Raw genomic sequence first — 15,590 nt, forward strand, 5'->3', positions numbered from 1 at the left:
ATCGGCAAGAGCACCCCTAGCGGTAGAGCCAGGAGGTGGAGCGGGCGTAGACGTGCCGGAAGGCGAGCGGCATCAGGAGGTCGTTGACCCGGCGCTGCACCGTGCCCGGGGTCTTCGAGTCGCGGTTCGTCGCCGCGGTCCGGGTCATCCGGGCTACCCGGGGGCGGCGCAGCCGCGTGTACTCGGCCAGGGCCGCCTCCACGCCCGGAACCGATGTCACGCACCGCGCCAGGGCCACCGCGTCCTCGATCGCCATCGACGCGCCCTGCCCGGCCCCGACCGGGTGGGCCGCGTCGCCGATCAGGACGGTGCGTCCGTCGTGCCAGACGGGCACGTCCGCCAGCCGGTGCATCGGCATCGGGCGGTCGACGCGGGTGGCCGCCCGGATCAGGGACAGCGGCAGCTCCTCCTTGCCGTACAGCTCCGCCAGCAGGGCCTGGGTGACCTCCGCCGGGTCCGGGGGCTCCGGGGCGGGCACCTGGGCCGACCACCAGACCGTGCCGTCCGCCGCCGGGACGCAGAGGAACGCCCCCCGGCGGCCGAAGACGAAGTGGTAGGTACCGGGTGTGAGGTGCACGCCTTCGGAGACCCCCGACACGCTGTAGAGCCCCGCGTACCGCACCTGCGGCGCCGCCGGGTCCAGCGTCGGGCGGGTGGCGGACCAGATGCCGTCGGCCGCCACCACCAGGTCCGCGTCCAGGTCCGCCGGGTCCACCCGCCGCCCCGTCTCGATCCGGGCCCCGGCCCGGACCGCCTCGGCGCGCAGCACCTCCACCAGCCGCCCGCGCAGCAGCGTCGTGCTGTGCAGGCTGTCCGAGGCGCGCCGGCCGCGCGGCACCTCCCCGAGGAGCTTGCCCGAGGCGGACCACATCCGCTGCAGGGCGACCGGGAACCCGGCGGCCTGCACCTCGGCGAGGCAGCCCAGCTGGTCCAGCCCCCGCAGCCCGTTGACGGCGAGGCTGAGGAACGAGCCCACCTGACCGGCCGGATCCTCGTACGCCTCGTGGACCGTGACCTCCGCGCCGGTCGCGCGGCGCAGAGCGATCGCGCTCGCCGCTCCGGCGACGCCGCCCCCGATGACTGACACACGCATGCCCGACTCCTTTCGCTGAATTCATATTCACTGAACTTCGATTCGGTGAAACTCGGTTCAGTATGATGAGGCCGAGAAGACGGCGTCAAGTGGGAACGGGGATCGCGGTGGGAGTGCGCAAGGAGCGGGCGGCCGGCACGGAGGCGGCGCTCAAGGAGGCGGCGCGGGCGCTCTTCCTGGAGCGCGGCTACGCGCAGACGAAGATCACCGACATCACCAAGGCCGCCGGCCGGTCCACCGGTTCCTTCTACGAGCACTTCGCGGGCAAGGACGAACTGCTGGACGCGCTGCTCGCGGACATGGGGGCCCAGGTGGACGCGGAGGTCGGCGTCCATGACCACTCCCGTGATCACTCCCACGATCACCCCCGCGAACACGACCTCGCCGACCGGGCGCAGCTGCGGACGCATGTAGCGGCCACCTGGGGCGTCTTCCGGGATCATCTGCCCGTCGTGGTCGCCCTCTTCCAGAAGTCCATGGCCGAACCTCCCGGCTCGGGGCAGGTCTGGGGGCGGCTCCTCGGGGACACCGCGCCGCTGCGCGAGCACCTCGCGTACATGCGCGAACAGGGCCATGAGCTGCCCGGGGACCCCGAACTGGTCGCCGCTGCGATGGGGGCGATGATCTCGATGCTGGGGTACGCCGCCATGACCGGCGGGGCCGGGCTCGACGGCGACGAGGTGGTGGAGACGCTGACCTCGCTCCTCCACCGGGGGCTGGCCGGTTAACCGATTTGCATCTGCCGTGGGCCTTCACGTAACGTTGGGTTTACCGACGCGGGGTGGAGCAGCTCGGTAGCTCGCTGGGCTCATAACCCAGAGGTCGCAGGTTCAAATCCTGTCCCCGCTACTGAAGACTCAGGGCCCGGATCCAATGGATCCGGGCCCTGAGTCGTTCCTGATCGATTTCCGCCTGCAAGAAGGTGAACGCGAAGGGCCCGGACCCCCTGAGGGGGCCGGGCCCTTTCGTGTGCGTGTGCTCAGGCGGCCGCGCAGTTCGGGCAGACGCCGCGGTACGTCACCTCGACCGCCGACACGACGAAGCCGAAGCGTTCCGTGTCCGGCAGGTCGGCCAGCGGGTTGCCCGCCGGGTGCACGTCGCGGATCGCGCCGCACTGCGCGCAGACCAGGTGCTGGTGGGGCCGGTGCGCGTTCGGGTCGTACCGCTTGGCGCGGCGGTCCGTGGAGACCTCCAGTACCTCGCCGAGGGTGACGAGTTCGCCCAGGGTGTTGTAGACGGTCGCACGGGAGATCTCGGGCAGCTTGGCCACCGCGAGCGCGTGCACCTCGTCGGCCGTCAGGTGCACGTGGTCACCGTCGAGCACCTCGGCCACGACACGCCGCTGCGCCGTCATGCGCCAGCCGCGTCCGCGAAGTCGATCCAGCAGGTCACTCATAGACATCAGCCTAACAGTGAGGGGATTCGGTGTAACTCCCGAACCAGTGCGGACTTGGATGCTTACTTGACTTAGACAAAGTCCATCGTAGGATCGGTTACGGCAAACACCAAGGACAGGACATGCAGGGATGACGCAGGAGGCGCACGTGACGCAGGGACCGCTCACCACGGAGGCCGGAGCGCCGGTCGCCGACAACCAGAACAGCGAGACCGCCGGCCTCGGCGGCCCCGTTCTGGTCCAGGACCAGCTGCTGCTGGAGAAGCTCGCGCACTTCAACCGCGAGCGGATCCCGGAGCGCGTGGTGCACGCCCGCGGCGCCGGCGCGTACGGCACCTTCACGCTGACCCGCGACGTCTCGCAGTGGACCCGGGCCAAGTTCCTGTCCGAGGTCGGCAAGGAGACCGAGACCTTCCTGCGCTTCTCCACCGTCGCCGGCAACCTCGGCAGCGCCGACGCGGTCCGCGACCCCCGCGGCTGGGCGCTGAAGTTCTACACCGAAGAGGGCAACTACGACCTCGTCGGCAACAACACCCCGGTGTTCTTCATCAAGGACGCCATCAAGTTCCCCGACTTCATCCACACCCAGAAGCGCGACCCGTACACGGGCTCGCAGGAGGCGGACAACGTCTGGGACTTCTGGGGTCTGTCGCCCGAGTCGACCCACCAGGTGACCTGGCTGTTCGGTGACCGCGGCATCCCGGCGTCCTACCGCCACATGAACGGCTACGGCTCGCACACGTTCCAGTGGAACAACGAGGCCGGCGAGGTCTTCTGGGTCAAGTACCACTTCAAGACCGACCAGGGCATCAAGAACCTCACCCAGGCCGAGGCCAACCAGCTCGCCGGCGAGGACCCCGACTCGCACCAGCGCGACCTGCGCGAGTCCATCGAGCGCGGCGACTTCCCGACCTGGACCGTGCAGGTCCAGATCATGCCCGCGGCCGAGGCCGCCCAGTACCGCTTCAACCCGTTCGACCTCACCAAGGTGTGGCCGCACGAGGACTACCCGCCGATCGAGATCGGCAAGCTGGAGCTCAACCGCAACCCGGAGAACGTCTTCGCCGAGGTCGAGCAGAGCATCTTCAGCCCGGCGCACTTCGTCCCCGGCATCGGTCCGTCCCCGGACAAGATGCTCCAGGGCCGCCTCTTCGGCTACGGCGACGCCCACCGCTACCGCGTCGGCATCAACGCCGACCACCTGCCGGTGAACCGCCCGCACGCCACCGAGGCGCGCACCAACTCCCGCGACGGCTACCTGTACGACGGCCGCCACAAGGGCGCGAAGAACTACGAGCCGAACAGCTTCGGCGGCCCGCACCAGACGGACCGCCCGCTGTGGCAGCCCATCGACGTGACCGGTGGCACGGGCAACCACGCCGCCGCCGTCCACAGCGAGGACAACGACTTCGTCCAGGCGGGCAACCTCTACCGCCTGTACTCGGAGGACGAGAAGTCCCGTCTGATCGAGAACCTGTCCGGCTTCATCGCCAAGGTCTCCCGCGACGACATCGTCGAGCGCGCGATCAACAACTTCCGTCAGGCGGACGGTGACTTCGGCAAGCGGCTCGAAGCCGCGGTCCAGGCCCTCCGCGGCTGACACGGAGCACTTGCCGTAGCAGGACGCCGGGCCGCAGCCCTCCTCGGAGGACTGCGGCCCGGCGTCGTTTCACGCGGGGACCGTGCGCCGCGCCGGGACCCAGCAGCGGATGACGTCGCGCACGGACACGATGCCGACGGGGCCGCCGTGCTCCAGCACGATCAGGTGCCGGAAGCCGCCGTGGGCCATCGCCTCGGCGGCTTCCTGCACCGTGGCTTCCGGGGTGCAGAACACGACGTTGTTGGTGGTGTGCGCGCCCACGGACTCCCGGTCCGGGTCGTGGCCCGCGCCGATCGAGTTGAGGATGTCGCGCTCGGTCAGGATGCCGATTCCGCTGTGGTCGGGGTCGAGGACGACGGCCGCGCCGACGCGTCGGCCGGACATCAGGCAGGCCGCCTGCCGGAGGGTGTGCGCGGGTCCGAGGGTGAGGATCACGGTGCTCATGGCGTCACGGACGAGCATGAAGAGAGCCACCTCCTGGGGTGAGTCCCCCCGCCTGGGTGGGTGCGCCCGAGGAACCGCCTCAAGAGAAACGGTTCACAAGCGCACAAGCGTGGGGAGTATCAGATTCCCACGGACCCGCGGGGCCGACAAGAAGGCGCGCAACGGAGCGCGGACAGCGCGCGGCGGGCTCAGCCGCGCGGGCGCAGCAGGTCCAGCATCTCCTCGTGGAGCAGTCCGTTCGAGGCCGCGGCGTTCCCGCCGTGCACCCCGTCCACGCCGTCCAGACTGGTGAAGCGGCCGCCCGCCTCCTGGACCACGACCGCGATGGCCGCCATGTCCCAGAGGTTGAGTTCGGGCTCGGCGCACAGGTCCAGCGAGCCCTCCGCGACCATCATGTACGGCCAGAAGTCCCCGTAGCCGCGGGTCCGCCAGCACGCCCGGGTCAGGTCCAGGAACCCTGCCAGCCGGCCCTGCTCCTCCCAGCCGCTCAGCGAGGAGTACGCGAACGAGGCGTCGCCCAGCCCGCCCACCTTGGACACGCCGATGGCGCCGGTCTCGCCGAGCGCTCCGCCCGCGTACGCGCCCCCGCCCCTGGTCGCCCACCAGCGGCGGCCCAGCGCCGGCGCGGACACCACGCCGACCACCGGGCGGAACTCGCCGTCGGTGTCCTCGGCCATCAGGGAGATCAGGGTCGCCCAGACGGGGACTCCGCGCACGTAGTTCTTCGTGCCGTCGATCGGGTCCACCACCCAGCGGCGCGGACCGCTGCCCTTGAGCCCGTACTCCTCGCCCAGGATGGCGTCGTCCGGCCGCGCGGCCGCGATACCGGCCCGGATGATCTCCTCGGCCGCCTTGTCCGCCTCGCTCACCGGGGTCATGTCCGGCTTCGTCTCGACCTGCAGGTCGAGGGCGCGGAAGCGCTCCATCGTGGCGGCGTCCGCCGCGTCGGCGAGTTCGAGGGCAAGGCGCAGGTCATCGTCATACTCGGGCATGTCCGAACAGTATCGAGACTCCCGGAGCCCGACCAACGCTGTCCACAGTGCGGCCCCGATGCGCCCTTGACAGGATCTGGCGGCCCGTCAACTCTGACCGGAGAGAGCCGAACGGGGAGGCGCGGATGCCGGCAGCCCGGGAGTCCTTGCTGGAGGCGGCGGGAGCGGCGCTCTCGGCGCGCCCCTGGCCGGACGTGCGGATGGTCGACGTGGCCGCGGCCGCCGGGGTGTCCCGGCAGACCCTCTACAACGAGTTCGGCGGCAAGGCGGGCCTGGGCCGCGAGCTGGTCCGCCGCGAGGCCGACCGCTACCTCGACGGGGTCGACCGGGCCCTGTCCGCCCCGGCCCAGGCCGCCGAGCGGCTCGCCGCCGTCGCGGAGTGGATTGTCCGGGCGGCCCGCGCCCAGCCCCTCGTACGGGCCCTGCTCACCGGCGCCTGGGACGCGGGCCTGCCCGCGGCGGGCGGCCGGGCGCCCGGGCCCGGCGAGCTGGCCCGGGCCGTCCGGGACCGGGCGGCCGCCGCGCTGACGCCGGGGGAGGGCCCGCAGCGCTGCGAACTCGCCGTCCGCCTCGCCCTCTCCTACGTGATCGCCCCGGGGGAGGAGCCGGGGCCGGGCGAGCTGCGCAGGCTGCTCAGTGCGCCGACCCGGACAGCTGGAGCCCGATGACGCCCAGGATGACCAGCGAGATCGAGACGAGTTTGAGGGTGGAGACCAGGTCGCCGAGGAAGATCATGCCGTAGATCGCCGTCCCGGCGGCGCCGATGCCCGTCCACACCGCGTACGCCGGCCCCACGTCCAGCTTCTTGAGCGCCAGGGTCAGCAGACCGAAGCTGCCGAGCGCGAAGCAGGCGAAGGCGACGGTCGGCCACAGGCGGGTGAATCCGTGGGAGAGCTTGAGGCAGACCGCGAAACCGGTCTCCAGGAGTCCCGCGACCACGACCAGCAGCCACGCCATGTCGAATGCCTCCCCGCGTCCGGTGACATCACGTCACTTGGTGCGATTATGCATTTATCCAGACAGGGCCCTCGACAAACGCGGCCGAACCACCGCCGGACGGTCAGTCGCCCTCGCGCCGCTCGCGCGTCTCCAGCAGCCGGCGCAGCGAATACAGCCGGGCCGGGTCCGCGTGGCCGTCCTCCACCCACTTGTCGAGCGCGCAGTCCGGCTCGTCGTGGCTGCACGCGCGCGGACACCCCTCCGTGCCCGGCACCAGCTCCGGGAAGGCCAGGATCACCCGGGACGGGTCCACGTGGTGCAGGCCGAAGGAGCGCACGCCCGGGGTGTCGATGACCCAGCCGTCACCGCCCGGCAGCGGCAGCGCGAGCGCCGAGGTGGTGGTGTGCCGGCCGCGGCCGGTCACCGCGTTGACCACTCCGGTGGCGCGCTGGCGGCCCTCGGCCACCAGCGAGTTCACCAGGGTGGTCTTGCCGACGCCCGAGTGGCCGACGAAGGCCGTGATCCGGCCGTTGAGGTGCTCGCGCACCCGGTCGGCCGCGTCGCCCGCCGCGAGCTCCTCGCGGTTGGTCACCACGTACTTCAGGCCGAAGGTCGAGTAGATCTCCAGGATCTTGTCCGCGGAGGTCAGGTCGGACTTGGTGAGCACCAGCAGGGGCTCCAGCCCGGCGTCGTACGCCGCCACCAGGCAGCGGTCGATCATCCGGGGCCGGGGCTCCGGGTCGGCCAGGGCCGTGACGATGGCCAGCTGGTCGGCGTTGGCGACGACCACCCGCTCGTACGGGTCGTCGTCGTCGGCGGTGCGCCGCAGGACGGACCTGCGCTCCTCGATCCGCACGATGCGGGCCAGGGTGTCCTTCTTGCCGGACAGGTCACCGACGATCCAGACCCGGTCGCCGACCACCGCGGCCTTGCGGCCCAGTTCGCGGGCCTTCATCGCGTGCACGGAACGGCCCTCGACCAGGCAGGTCAGCCGGCCGCGGTCCACGGTGAGGACGAAGCCCTCGGCCGCGTCCTCGTGCTTGGGCCGGATGCTGGTCCGCGGCCGGTTGCCCTTGGGGTTCGGGCGCTGGCGGATGTCGTCCTCGTCGGTGTGCTTGCCGTACCTGCGCATGACGGGCCCTACGCTCCCGCACCCGCTCCGGGTGCCCCGGAGTCACCGGCGTCCCCGGCGAGCATGTCGGTCCACATCTTCGGGAAGTCCGGCAGGGTCTTCGCGGTCGTCGCCACGTTCTCGATCTGTACGCCCTCCACCGCCAGGCCGATCACCGCGCCGGCGGTGGCCATCCGGTGGTCGTCGTACGTGTGGAACACGCCGCCGTGCATCCGGCGCGGCCGGATGCGCAGGCCGTCGGCGGTCTCGGTGACATCGCCGCCGAGCGCGTTGATCTCCTTGGTCAGCGCGGCCAGCCGGTCCGTCTCGTGCAGCCGCAGGTGCGCGACACCGCGCAGCACCGACTCGGAGTCGGCCAGCGCGGCCACGGCCGCGATGCCCGGGGTGAGCTCGCCGACCTCGCTCAGGTCCACGTCGATGCCGTGGATCTTGCCGGTGCCGGTGAAGACCAGGCCCGCGTCGGTCAGCTCGCAGGAGCCGCCCATCTCGGTGAAGATCCGGCGCAGCGCGTCGCCCGGCTGCGTGGTGCGGCGCGGCCAGTCCGGAACGGTGACCGTGCCGCCGGTGATCAGGGCCGCGGCCAGGAAGGGCTGCGCGTTGGAGAGGTCCGGCTCCACGACCATGTCGCGGCCCAGCAGCGCACCGGGCGCGACCCGCCAGACGTCTTTCTCGCCGCCGGCCTCGGGGGTGTCGACCTGGGCGCCCGCCGCGCGCAGCATCTCCACGGTCATCCGGATGTGCGGCATCGACGGCAGCTTCCCGCCCACGTGCCGGACCTCGACGCCCTGGTTGAAGCGCGGGGCGGAGAGCAGCAGCGCGGAGACGAACTGCGAGGAGTTGCTGGCGTCGATCTCGACCGCGCCGCCCTCCAGGGCCCCGCCGCCCAGGACGGTCATGGGCAGCGCGCCCCGGCCGTCGTCGTCGATGCGGGCGCCGAGGGTGCGCAGGGCGCTGATGACCTGGCCCAGCGGGCGCTCGTAGGAGCGCGGGTCGCCGTCGAAGCGGATGTCGCCGTCGGCGAGGGTGGCGACGGGCGGCAGGAAGCGCATGACCGTGCCCGCGTTGCCGACGTCCACGGTCGTCGGGCCGTGCAGGGCCGCCGGGATGATCCGCCAGGCCTCGCCGCCCACTGCGCCGTTGGTGGAATGGGCCGAGCTGGACGAGACGGTCTCCTCGATGCCGACGCCCATCGCGCGCAGCGCGTCGGACATCAGCTGGGAGTCGCGCGAGCGCAGCGGGCGGCGCACCCAGCCGGGCTCGGAGGCGAGCGCGGCGAGCACGAGGGCCCGGTTGGTGACCGATTTGGATCCCGGCACCGTGACGGTGGCGTGGACGGTCCCATCGGCGAGCGGAGCGGGCCAGAGGGCAGGGAGCGCGGGGGTCTCGGTCATGGCCCCCACTTTAGTGGCTTCCCCCGATGCCAGATCTTGATCCCGGCCCCGTCTCAGGGAGCGGTCACAGGGCGAGCAGCCAGCGGGCGCCGCCGATCAGCGAACACAGCGCGACGACGTGGAAGAAGAGCAGCCACACCACCGGGTGCAGGTGCGTGAGCCGGCCGAGCTGGTCGGCGTCGGAATCGGGTGCCCCGCCGCCCCGGCGCTTGGCTCCCAGCTCGAAGACCGGCCGGACCCCGCCGAGCAGCAGGAACCACACCACCAGGTACGCGAAACCGGCCTGCACCCCGGCCGGGGCCAGCCAGGACACCAGCAGGAAGGTTCCGCCGGTCAGGACCACCGTCAGGGCCCCGTACGCGTTGCGGATCATCACGAGCATCGCCAGCAGCAGGGCGGTGGCCGCCCACAGCAGCAGCGTGATCCGGTGCGCCGACAGCAGGGCCGCCCCGCCGAGACCGAGCAGCGAAGGCGCCGTGTAGCCGCCGGCCGCGGTCAGGATCATCCCCACCCCCGTCGGCTTGCCCCGGCTGACGGTGACCCCGCTGGTGTCGGAGTGCAGCCGTATCCCGCTCAGCCGGCGCCCGGTGAGCAGCGCCAGCAGTCCGTGCCCGCCCTCGTGCGCGATGGTGATGGCGTTGCGCGACAGCCGCCACAGCGGGCGGGGCCCCACGGCCGCCAGCGCGACCACGCCGGTCGCGATCACCAGCCACTGCTCCGGTGCGGTCTGTATGCCCGTGAGCCGGTCCCAGAGACCGGCGGTCGTGCTGCTGTCCATGAGGTGGCGGACTCCTTGCGGTGGTGTGCCGGGGGTACCTCCCAGCGGTAGCTGGGGGAGACATGGCAGTGTGACAGCCATGTGCGGACGGTATGCGGCGAGTCGTAGGCCCGAGGACCTCGTGGAGGCCTTCGGCATCGAGAGGTGGGACCCGGAGGAGGCCCTGGCCCCCGATTTCAACGTGGCGCCGACGAAAGAGGTCCACGTGGTTCTCGACCGTCCCCTCAAAGACGCCTCGCACCCGCGTCCGGTTCGCCAGCTGCGCGTCCTGAAATGGGGGCTGGTCCCCTCTTGGGCCCAGAACCCCGACGGCGCCGCCCGGATGATCAACGCCCGGTCCGAGACCCTGCACGAGAAGCCCTCCTTCCGCCGGCCCTTCGCGCAGCGCCGCTGCATCGTCCCCGCCGACGGCTACTACGAGTGGGTCACCGCCCACGACGAGCGGCAGCTGGAGGTGGAGGGCAAGAAGAAGCGGGCCCGCAAGCAGCCCTACTTCGTGCTCCCCTGCGACGGCTCCGTCTTCGCCATGGCCGGGATATACGAGTTCTGGCGCGACCGGACCCTGCCCGACGAGCACCCGCTCTCCTGGTGGGTCACCTGCTCGGTGATCACCACGGAGGCCGAGACCGGCCCCCTGGGCGTGGCCCCCGCCGAAGGACCGCGCTCGCTCGCCGACATCCACCCGCGGATGCCGCTGATGCTGACCCCGGACCGCTGGGACGCCTGGCTGGACCCGGCGAACACCGACACCGAGGGCGCGCTGCGGGAGCTGCTGGCCCCGCCGCCCGGCGGGCTGATGCGGGCCTACCCGGTGTCGACGGCGGTGAGCAGCGTGCGCAACAACGGCCCGGAGCTGCTGACGGAGCTGGCCGCGCCGGAGGAGGGCACCCTGTTCTGACCCGGGCAGGATGGGACGCATGACCACGCGTACCGAGAGTGTCGACACCCCGGCGGGCGAGGCCCGCATCACCTGGCACCCGGCGCCGGAGCCCAGGCTCGTGCTCGCCGTGAGCCACGGCGCCGGCGGCGGCATCGAAGCCCGGGACCTCCAGGCGCTGGCCGCCGCCCTGCCCGCCCGCGGGATCACGGTGGCCCTGGTCGAACAGCCCTGGCGGGTCGCCGGGAAGAAGGTCGCCGCCGCGCCCAAGGTGCTGGACGAGGGGTGGCGAGGGCTGTGGCCGGCGCTCGTGGAGCCCGGGCTGCCGGTGGTCGCGGGCGGGCGCAGCGCCGGGGCCCGGGTGGCCTGCCGGACCGCCGCCGGACTGGGGGCCGCCGGAGTGCTGGCGCTGGCCTTCCCGCTGCACCCGCCGGGCCGGCCGGAGAAGTCCCGCGCCGAGGAGCTCACCGGGGCCGGCCGGCCCGCCCTCGTGGTCCAGGGCGGCCGGGACCCCTTCGGGCGGCCCGAGGAGTTCCCGCCGCCGGGCGGGCAGGACCCGTACGAGCTCGTGGAGGTGGCGTACGCCGATCACGGCTTCGCGGTGCCGAAGAAGGCGGACACCACCCAGGAGGACGCGCTCTCGACGATCACCGAGGCGGTGGGGGAGTGGCTCGCGCGGCTCCCCGTGTGAGGCCCGCCGGCCGGGTCCCGGCGAAAGCCGGAAACCCGCCGCGCGCCCGGGAATGCGCCGCACGCCCCTTCTGTTGTCTCGGATGTCGGAACGTAGGAGAACTCGTCGGAGGAGAGGGAGCGCATGACCCAGGTCATCAGCCAGAACCGTCGGCAGGCCGCTGACCTGGACTGGACCGTGCTGCCCGCGCCCAAGCGCAGCTCGCTTCGGGCGGCGGAGGGCCGGGAAGGTCGACTATTCTCCGATTCGAGCGGATCCGCTTTCGGAGCCGCCACGCTGTCGGAGGAGGTGGGTCCTGTCGCTGGGACCGACGAAGGCCACGCGGAGGAGACGACCCTGGAGCGCAATGCGCGCTTCGAACGGGACGCCCTCGGCTACCTCGACCAGATGTACTCGGCCGCGCTGCGCATGACGCGCAATCCGGCCGACGCCGAGGACCTGGTCCAGGAGACGTACGCGAAGGCGTACGCGTCCTTCCACCAGTTCCGCGAGGGCACCAACCTGAAGGCGTGGCTCTACCGCATTCTGACGAACACGTTCATCAACTCCTACCGCAAGAAGCAGCGTGAGCCGCAGCGCAGCGCGGCGGAGGAGATCGAGGACTGGCAGCTGGCGCGCGCCGAGTCGCACATGTCGACCGGACTGCGTTCGGCCGAGTCGCAGGCGCTCGACCACCTGCCGGATTCGGACGTGAAGGAAGCCCTGCAGGCCATTCCGGAGGAGTTCCGCATCGCGGTCTACCTTGCCGACGTAGAGGGCTTTGCGTACAAGGAGATCGCGGACATCATGGGTACACCCATCGGTACGGTCATGTCGCGACTGCACCGTGGCCGCCGTCAACTCCGCGGAATGCTGGAGGACTATGCCCGTGAGCGCGGGCTGGTTCCCGCGGGCGCGGGAGAGTCGAACGACCGGAAAGGCTCGGACTCATGAGTTGCGGAGAGCCGCACGAGACAGAGTGCTCTGAGGTCCTGGACCACCTGTACGAGTTCCTTGACCAGGAGATGCCGGACAGTGACTGCACGAAGTTCGAGACGCATTTCGGCGAGTGCAACCCCTGCCTGGAGAAGTACGGCCTGGAACAGGCCGTGAAGAAGCTGGTGAAGCGCTGCTGCGGGTCGGACGACGTGCCGACCGACCTGCGGTCGAAGGTGATGGGCCGGATCGAACTGATCAGGTCCGGTCAGGCGGTGCCCGACCACGATGTCACCGCCGACAATCCCGCGCCCGGCTGACCGGCGCCGTTCACCGGTCCGACGATTGAACAGCCGCCCCCGGAAGAGCACTTCCTTCACCCGAATGTGCTAATCCGGGGGCGTCCGCATGGCCCAATGCGGAAATGTGGCCCGCCTCGCTCCGGGCCCCACCTATTCTCCCCATTCGGTGCTGGTTCGATTCAGCACCCGGTGTGCACGGCACAGGGGAGGAGAGCGCCATGCGGGCACTTCCGCCGGGCGCGCGCGGATACATCGTGTGCGCCGTCCTCGCGGCCGTCGCGTGCGTCACCCCCGCCCTCACGGATTCCGCTACGCCCTGGACGGCCGTGGCCCTGCTCACCGCGCTCTACCTCGGCTGCGAACTCGTCAAGGTCTGCCCGCCGCCGGGCAGCCGTGTGCCCGAGGGCATCGGCCCCTTCTTCCCCGTGGTGCTCGCCGCCGTCTTCCTGCTGCCGCCCGCCGCCGCCGCGCTCGTGGCGCTGCCCGGGGGACTCGCGGGCACCGTCGTCGAGCGGCCCGCCCGGGTGCGCCGCGTGTGGCACGGCGCGCAGCAGGCGATGGCGGCCTGGGTCGCGGGGCAGGCCTACGGGCTGCTCCGCGGCCCGGCCACCCTCGGCGGCGGCCCCTCCGCCGGCTCCGGGCCCCCCGCAGGGCCGGCCGACTTCCCCTACGTCCTGCTTCCCGCGACGGCCGCGGCCGTCGCCTTCTGCCTGGTGCTCACCGCCCTCGACGGCGGCATCCTGGCCACCGCCGAACGCCGCCCGGCCGCCACTGCCTGGCGCGGGCTCGCGACCTCCTCCCTCGCCCCGCACTGCGCCCACGGCCTCGCCGGCCTGATGATGGCCGTCATGTGGCGCAGCCCCTACGGGCCCCCGGCCGCGCTGCTCGTCCTGCTGCCGATGTACATCTCCTGCTGGGTCTTCGCCCAGTACCACCGCGAGCGCGCCGCACACCAGGCGACCATCCGCGCCCTCGTCCAGGCCGTCGACATCAAGGACCGCTACACGCGCGGCCACAGCGAACGGGTCGGCCAGGCCTCCGCGATGATCGCCCGGGAGCTGGGCATGACCGAGGACCGGCTGGAGACGGTCCGCATCGCCGGGATCCTGCACGACGTGGGCAAACTCGGCGTCCCCACCCGGCTGCTGCGCAAGGACGGGCCGCTCACCCCGCAGGAGCGCCGGATCATCGAGCTGCACCCCGAGTACGGGCACGAGATGGTGCGCGGCATCGGCTTCCTCGGCGAGGCCCGGTCCGCGATCCTGCACCACCACGAGCGGGTCGACGGCTCCGGCTATCCGTACGGGCTGACCGGCGAGCAGATCCCGGTACTGGCCCGGGTGGTGGCGGTGGCCGACGCCTTCGACGCGATGACCTCGACCCGCTCGTACAGCCGGGCCCGGCCGGTGCCGGTCGCCCTCGCGGAGCTGGAACGGTGTGCGGGGGCGCAGTTCGACCCGTCGATGGTGCGGGCGCTGGTCGACGCGATCGGCCGGACCGGCTGGCACCCGGTGGTGACCTCCGACGAGGACCTCCAGGTGATCCCGGCGCGTGCGGCCGCGCCGGGGCCGGGGCCGGAGCCGGACCCCGCGGCCCTGGCCGGTCTGCCGGACCAGGGCTCCCGCCCCCTCGCCCCGGCCCCGCCGCCACCGGGCAGGGTCCCCGCCGTTCCCGGCCCGGCCGGCGGCCGCGGCCCGGACGCGGACGGCGCCGGGGCGGGCGGATGAGGGCCCCGGCCGCGTGGACCGTGCGGGGGGCCGCCGGGGTGCTCACCGGCGCCGCGCTCGGCCACACCCTGTGGAACGGCGTCGCCGAGCCCGGCGCCGCCCTGGCCTTCGCCACCCTGATCACCGTCGGGGAGCTCGCCCGCCGGGACCGCCAGGACCCCCTCGGCCGCCACCCCGCCCCGCTCGGCTCCGCCGGAGCCCTCGCCTACGCCCTGCTCGGCCAGAACGCCGGGCAGCCCACCCACCACGGGGTGCTCCAGACCGTCGCGGTCGTCGTCGCGGCCGTCCTCGCCGGGGTCGTCCCGCACATCGCCCGCGGCCACGGCCCCGCCCTCGACCACCTGTCCCGCCGGGTGCTCACGGTCGCCTTCGCCGCCGCCTGTTTCCAGCCGCTCTACAACTCGGGCCGGCTGGAGCAGTGGGTGGGCCAGGGCCCGTACCTCGTCGGCTACCTGCTCTTCCTCCTCGGCCTCACCGCCCTGTGCGACGCCGTGCTCGCCGCCGCGCTCGCCGGGGCCCGCACCGGCCGGCCGTACGGTCCGCTGCTGCAGGACGAACTGCGCGCCCAGCTCGGCATCGGCTCGGCGATCTGCGCCACCGGGGTCGTGATGGCGCTCGGCGCGGCCGTCGCGGGCCTGTGGGCCCTGCCCGTCTTCAGCGTGCCCCTGCTGCTGACCCAGCTGTCCTTCCACCGGATCACCGCGATCCGCACCACCTACCGCCAGACCATCACCTCCCTGGCCCGCGCCACCGAGATCGCCGGGTGCACGCGGCCGGGCCACTCCCGCCGGGTGGCCGCCCTGAGCTGCGCCGTCGGCCGGGAGCTGGGCCTGTCGGAGCGGGAGCTCACGGTGCTGGAGTACGCCGCCCTGATGCACGACATCGGCCAGCTCTCCCTCGTCGACCCGGTCCCGGACGGGGCCACGGCCGGACTGCCCGACGGCGAGGCCCGCCGGATCGCCGAGCTGGGCGGGGAGGTGGCCCGGCAGACCGGGGTGCCCGCCGAGGTCGCCGTGGTGGTGGAGCGGCAGGCGGATCCGTACCGGGAGCAGCCCACGGCGGCCCGGATCGTGCGTACGGTGAATGCGTACGACGATCTGGTCGGCGGGAGCCGTCACCCGGGTGGCTCACTGGCCGCCCTGGAGCGGCTCCGCCTGGGCACCGGGCATGATTACCAGCCGGAGGTCGTGGAGTGCCTGGCAAGGGTTCTGGCCAGGGGCGGACGTCACAGAGTGGTGCCCGTCCCACCTGGGTAACCCATGGGTAATGAGCGGCCGTCCGAGTGGGCATGGTTGGATGCCAGTAAGAGGGAA

17 protein-coding genes and 1 tRNA gene are annotated in these 15,590 nt (G+C 72.4%); 10 read left to right on the forward strand and 8 right to left on the reverse strand.

The features are described from left to right. Positions 1–16: 16 nt before the first annotated feature. Positions 17–1,093, reverse strand: coding sequence for an FAD-dependent oxidoreductase (locus ACFY0D_RS07940; RefSeq protein WP_390797527.1), 1,077 nt, complete (start codon positions 1,091–1,093; stop codon positions 17–19). Between the two features lie 89 nt (positions 1,094–1,182). Between ACFY0D_RS07940 and ACFY0D_RS07945 the strand changes: the two genes are divergently transcribed. Together ACFY0D_RS07945 and ACFY0D_RS07950 are read left to right on the forward strand one after the other, a co-directional pair. Next, positions 1,183–1,821, forward strand: coding sequence for a TetR/AcrR family transcriptional regulator (locus ACFY0D_RS07945; protein WP_390797528.1), 639 nt, complete (start codon positions 1,183–1,185; stop codon positions 1,819–1,821). Between the two features lie 47 nt (positions 1,822–1,868). Continuing rightward, positions 1,869–1,942 (forward strand) — tRNA-Met (locus ACFY0D_RS07950). Positions 1,943–2,072: 130 nt separating this feature from the next. On the opposite strand, the gene ACFY0D_RS07955 is transcribed toward ACFY0D_RS07950, so the two are convergent. Further along, a complete protein-coding gene (locus tag ACFY0D_RS07955; RefSeq protein ID WP_266380203.1) occupies positions 2,073–2,489 on the reverse strand; it encodes a Fur family transcriptional regulator in 417 nt (138 codons plus the stop codon). 130 nt (positions 2,490–2,619) lie between these two features. On the opposite strand from ACFY0D_RS07955, the gene ACFY0D_RS07960 reads away from it, so the two are divergent. Continuing rightward, complete coding sequence (locus ACFY0D_RS07960; protein ID WP_390797529.1) at positions 2,620–4,089, forward strand: catalase; 1,470 nt, start codon at positions 2,620–2,622, stop codon at positions 4,087–4,089. Positions 4,090–4,158: 69 nt separating this feature from the next. On the opposite strand, the gene ACFY0D_RS07965 is transcribed toward ACFY0D_RS07960, so the two are convergent. After that, positions 4,159–4,551 carry a cyclic nucleotide-binding/CBS domain-containing protein gene (locus tag ACFY0D_RS07965; RefSeq protein ID WP_030385946.1) on the reverse strand — a complete coding sequence of 131 codons (393 nt, stop codon included), beginning with the start codon at positions 4,549–4,551 and terminating at the stop codon, positions 4,159–4,161. Positions 4,552–4,721: 170 nt separating this feature from the next. Beyond that, positions 4,722–5,525, reverse strand: a complete 804-nt coding sequence (gene hisN / locus ACFY0D_RS07970) for a histidinol-phosphatase (RefSeq protein WP_390797530.1) — start codon at positions 5,523–5,525, stop codon at positions 4,722–4,724. Between the two features lie 125 nt (positions 5,526–5,650). On the opposite strand from hisN, the gene ACFY0D_RS07975 reads away from it, so the two are divergent. Then, complete coding sequence (locus ACFY0D_RS07975) at positions 5,651–6,193, forward strand: TetR/AcrR family transcriptional regulator (protein WP_390797531.1); 543 nt, start codon at positions 5,651–5,653, stop codon at positions 6,191–6,193. Here ACFY0D_RS07975 and ACFY0D_RS07980 read toward each other — a convergent pair. The 4 genes from ACFY0D_RS07980 to ACFY0D_RS07995 form a co-directional block, all read right to left on the reverse strand. Then, positions 6,159–6,482: a multidrug efflux SMR transporter gene (locus tag ACFY0D_RS07980; RefSeq protein WP_150517955.1), complete on the reverse strand. Its 324-nt coding sequence runs from the start codon at positions 6,480–6,482 to the stop codon at positions 6,159–6,161. The two genes, ACFY0D_RS07975 and ACFY0D_RS07980, sit on opposite strands and share 35 nt — an antisense overlap. A gap of 103 nt (positions 6,483–6,585) precedes the next feature. Beyond that, a complete protein-coding gene (rsgA, locus tag ACFY0D_RS07985; protein ID WP_390797532.1) occupies positions 6,586–7,596 on the reverse strand; it encodes a ribosome small subunit-dependent GTPase A in 1,011 nt (336 codons plus the stop codon). A gap of 8 nt (positions 7,597–7,604) precedes the next feature. Continuing rightward, the gene (gene aroA, locus ACFY0D_RS07990; protein ID WP_390797533.1) at positions 7,605–8,987 is read right to left on the reverse strand and encodes a 3-phosphoshikimate 1-carboxyvinyltransferase; all 1,383 of its coding nucleotides are present in this window, start codon (positions 8,985–8,987) and stop codon (positions 7,605–7,607) included. 64 nt (positions 8,988–9,051) lie between these two features. Continuing rightward, positions 9,052–9,765, reverse strand: coding sequence for a M50 family metallopeptidase (locus ACFY0D_RS07995; protein WP_390797534.1), 714 nt, complete (start codon positions 9,763–9,765; stop codon positions 9,052–9,054). Positions 9,766–9,844: 79 nt separating this feature from the next. Here ACFY0D_RS07995 and ACFY0D_RS08000 point away from each other — a divergent pair, with 79 nt between their 5' ends. The 6 genes from ACFY0D_RS08000 (at position 9,845) to ACFY0D_RS08025 (ending at position 15,533) form a co-directional block, all read left to right on the forward strand. Further along, entirely contained in the window at positions 9,845–10,663 is an 819-nt protein-coding gene (locus ACFY0D_RS08000) for an SOS response-associated peptidase (RefSeq protein ID WP_390797535.1), read from the forward strand. A gap of 19 nt (positions 10,664–10,682) precedes the next feature. Then, entirely contained in the window at positions 10,683–11,333 is a 651-nt protein-coding gene (locus ACFY0D_RS08005) for an alpha/beta family hydrolase (RefSeq protein WP_390797536.1), read from the forward strand. A gap of 288 nt (positions 11,334–11,621) precedes the next feature. Continuing rightward, positions 11,622–12,266, forward strand: a complete 645-nt coding sequence (locus tag ACFY0D_RS08010) for a sigma-70 family RNA polymerase sigma factor (RefSeq protein ID WP_030012983.1) — start codon at positions 11,622–11,624, stop codon at positions 12,264–12,266. Beyond that, a complete protein-coding gene (gene rsrA, locus ACFY0D_RS08015) occupies positions 12,263–12,568 on the forward strand; it encodes a mycothiol system anti-sigma-R factor (RefSeq protein ID WP_030012982.1) in 306 nt (101 codons plus the stop codon). The genes ACFY0D_RS08010 and rsrA overlap by 4 nt, the downstream gene beginning before the upstream one ends. Before the next feature lie 200 nt (positions 12,569–12,768). Then, positions 12,769–14,277, forward strand: coding sequence for an HD-GYP domain-containing protein (locus tag ACFY0D_RS08020; RefSeq protein ID WP_390797537.1), 1,509 nt, complete (start codon positions 12,769–12,771; stop codon positions 14,275–14,277). Beyond that, on the forward strand, positions 14,274–15,533 hold the full coding sequence (locus ACFY0D_RS08025) for an HD-GYP domain-containing protein (protein ID WP_390797538.1): 1,260 nt from the start codon (positions 14,274–14,276) through the stop codon (positions 15,531–15,533). The genes ACFY0D_RS08020 and ACFY0D_RS08025 overlap by 4 nt, the downstream gene beginning before the upstream one ends. Positions 15,534–15,590 lie beyond the last annotated feature (57 nt).

The organism is Streptomyces sp. NPDC001502, from assembly GCF_042894785.1.
Classification (GTDB): domain Bacteria; phylum Actinomycetota; class Actinomycetes; order Streptomycetales; family Streptomycetaceae; genus Streptomyces; species Streptomyces kutzneri.

Excerpts from the sequence above, each read along its gene's own strand:
- ACFY0D_RS08000 (WP_390797535.1), top strand. The coding sequence starts at position 9,845 with ATGTGCGGACGGTATGCGGCGAGTCGTAGGCCCGAGGACCTCGTGGAG.
- ACFY0D_RS07975 (WP_390797531.1), top strand. The coding sequence starts at position 5,651 with ATGCCGGCAGCCCGGGAGTCCTTGCTGGAGGCGGCGGGAGCGGCGCTC.
- rsgA (WP_390797532.1), bottom strand. The coding sequence starts at position 7,596 with ATGCGCAGGTACGGCAAGCACACCGACGAGGACGACATCCGCCAGCGC.
- ACFY0D_RS07995 (WP_390797534.1), bottom strand. The coding sequence starts at position 9,765 with ATGGACAGCAGCACGACCGCCGGTCTCTGGGACCGGCTCACGGGCATA.
- hisN (WP_390797530.1), bottom strand. The coding sequence starts at position 5,525 with ATGCCCGAGTATGACGATGACCTGCGCCTTGCCCTCGAACTCGCCGAC.
- ACFY0D_RS08005 (WP_390797536.1), top strand. The coding sequence starts at position 10,683 with ATGACCACGCGTACCGAGAGTGTCGACACCCCGGCGGGCGAGGCCCGC.
- rsrA (WP_030012982.1), top strand. The coding sequence starts at position 12,263 with ATGAGTTGCGGAGAGCCGCACGAGACAGAGTGCTCTGAGGTCCTGGAC.
- ACFY0D_RS07960 (WP_390797529.1), top strand. The coding sequence starts at position 2,620 with ATGACGCAGGAGGCGCACGTGACGCAGGGACCGCTCACCACGGAGGCC.
- ACFY0D_RS07940 (WP_390797527.1), bottom strand. The coding sequence starts at position 1,093 with ATGCGTGTGTCAGTCATCGGGGGCGGCGTCGCCGGAGCGGCGAGCGCG.
- ACFY0D_RS08025 (WP_390797538.1), top strand. The coding sequence starts at position 14,274 with ATGAGGGCCCCGGCCGCGTGGACCGTGCGGGGGGCCGCCGGGGTGCTC.
- ACFY0D_RS07980 (WP_150517955.1), bottom strand. The coding sequence starts at position 6,482 with ATGGCGTGGCTGCTGGTCGTGGTCGCGGGACTCCTGGAGACCGGTTTC.
- ACFY0D_RS07955 (WP_266380203.1), bottom strand. The coding sequence starts at position 2,489 with ATGAGTGACCTGCTGGATCGACTTCGCGGACGCGGCTGGCGCATGACG.
- aroA (WP_390797533.1), bottom strand. The coding sequence starts at position 8,987 with ATGACCGAGACCCCCGCGCTCCCTGCCCTCTGGCCCGCTCCGCTCGCC.
- ACFY0D_RS07965 (WP_030385946.1), bottom strand. The coding sequence starts at position 4,551 with ATGCTCGTCCGTGACGCCATGAGCACCGTGATCCTCACCCTCGGACCC.
- ACFY0D_RS08020 (WP_390797537.1), top strand. The coding sequence starts at position 12,769 with ATGCGGGCACTTCCGCCGGGCGCGCGCGGATACATCGTGTGCGCCGTC.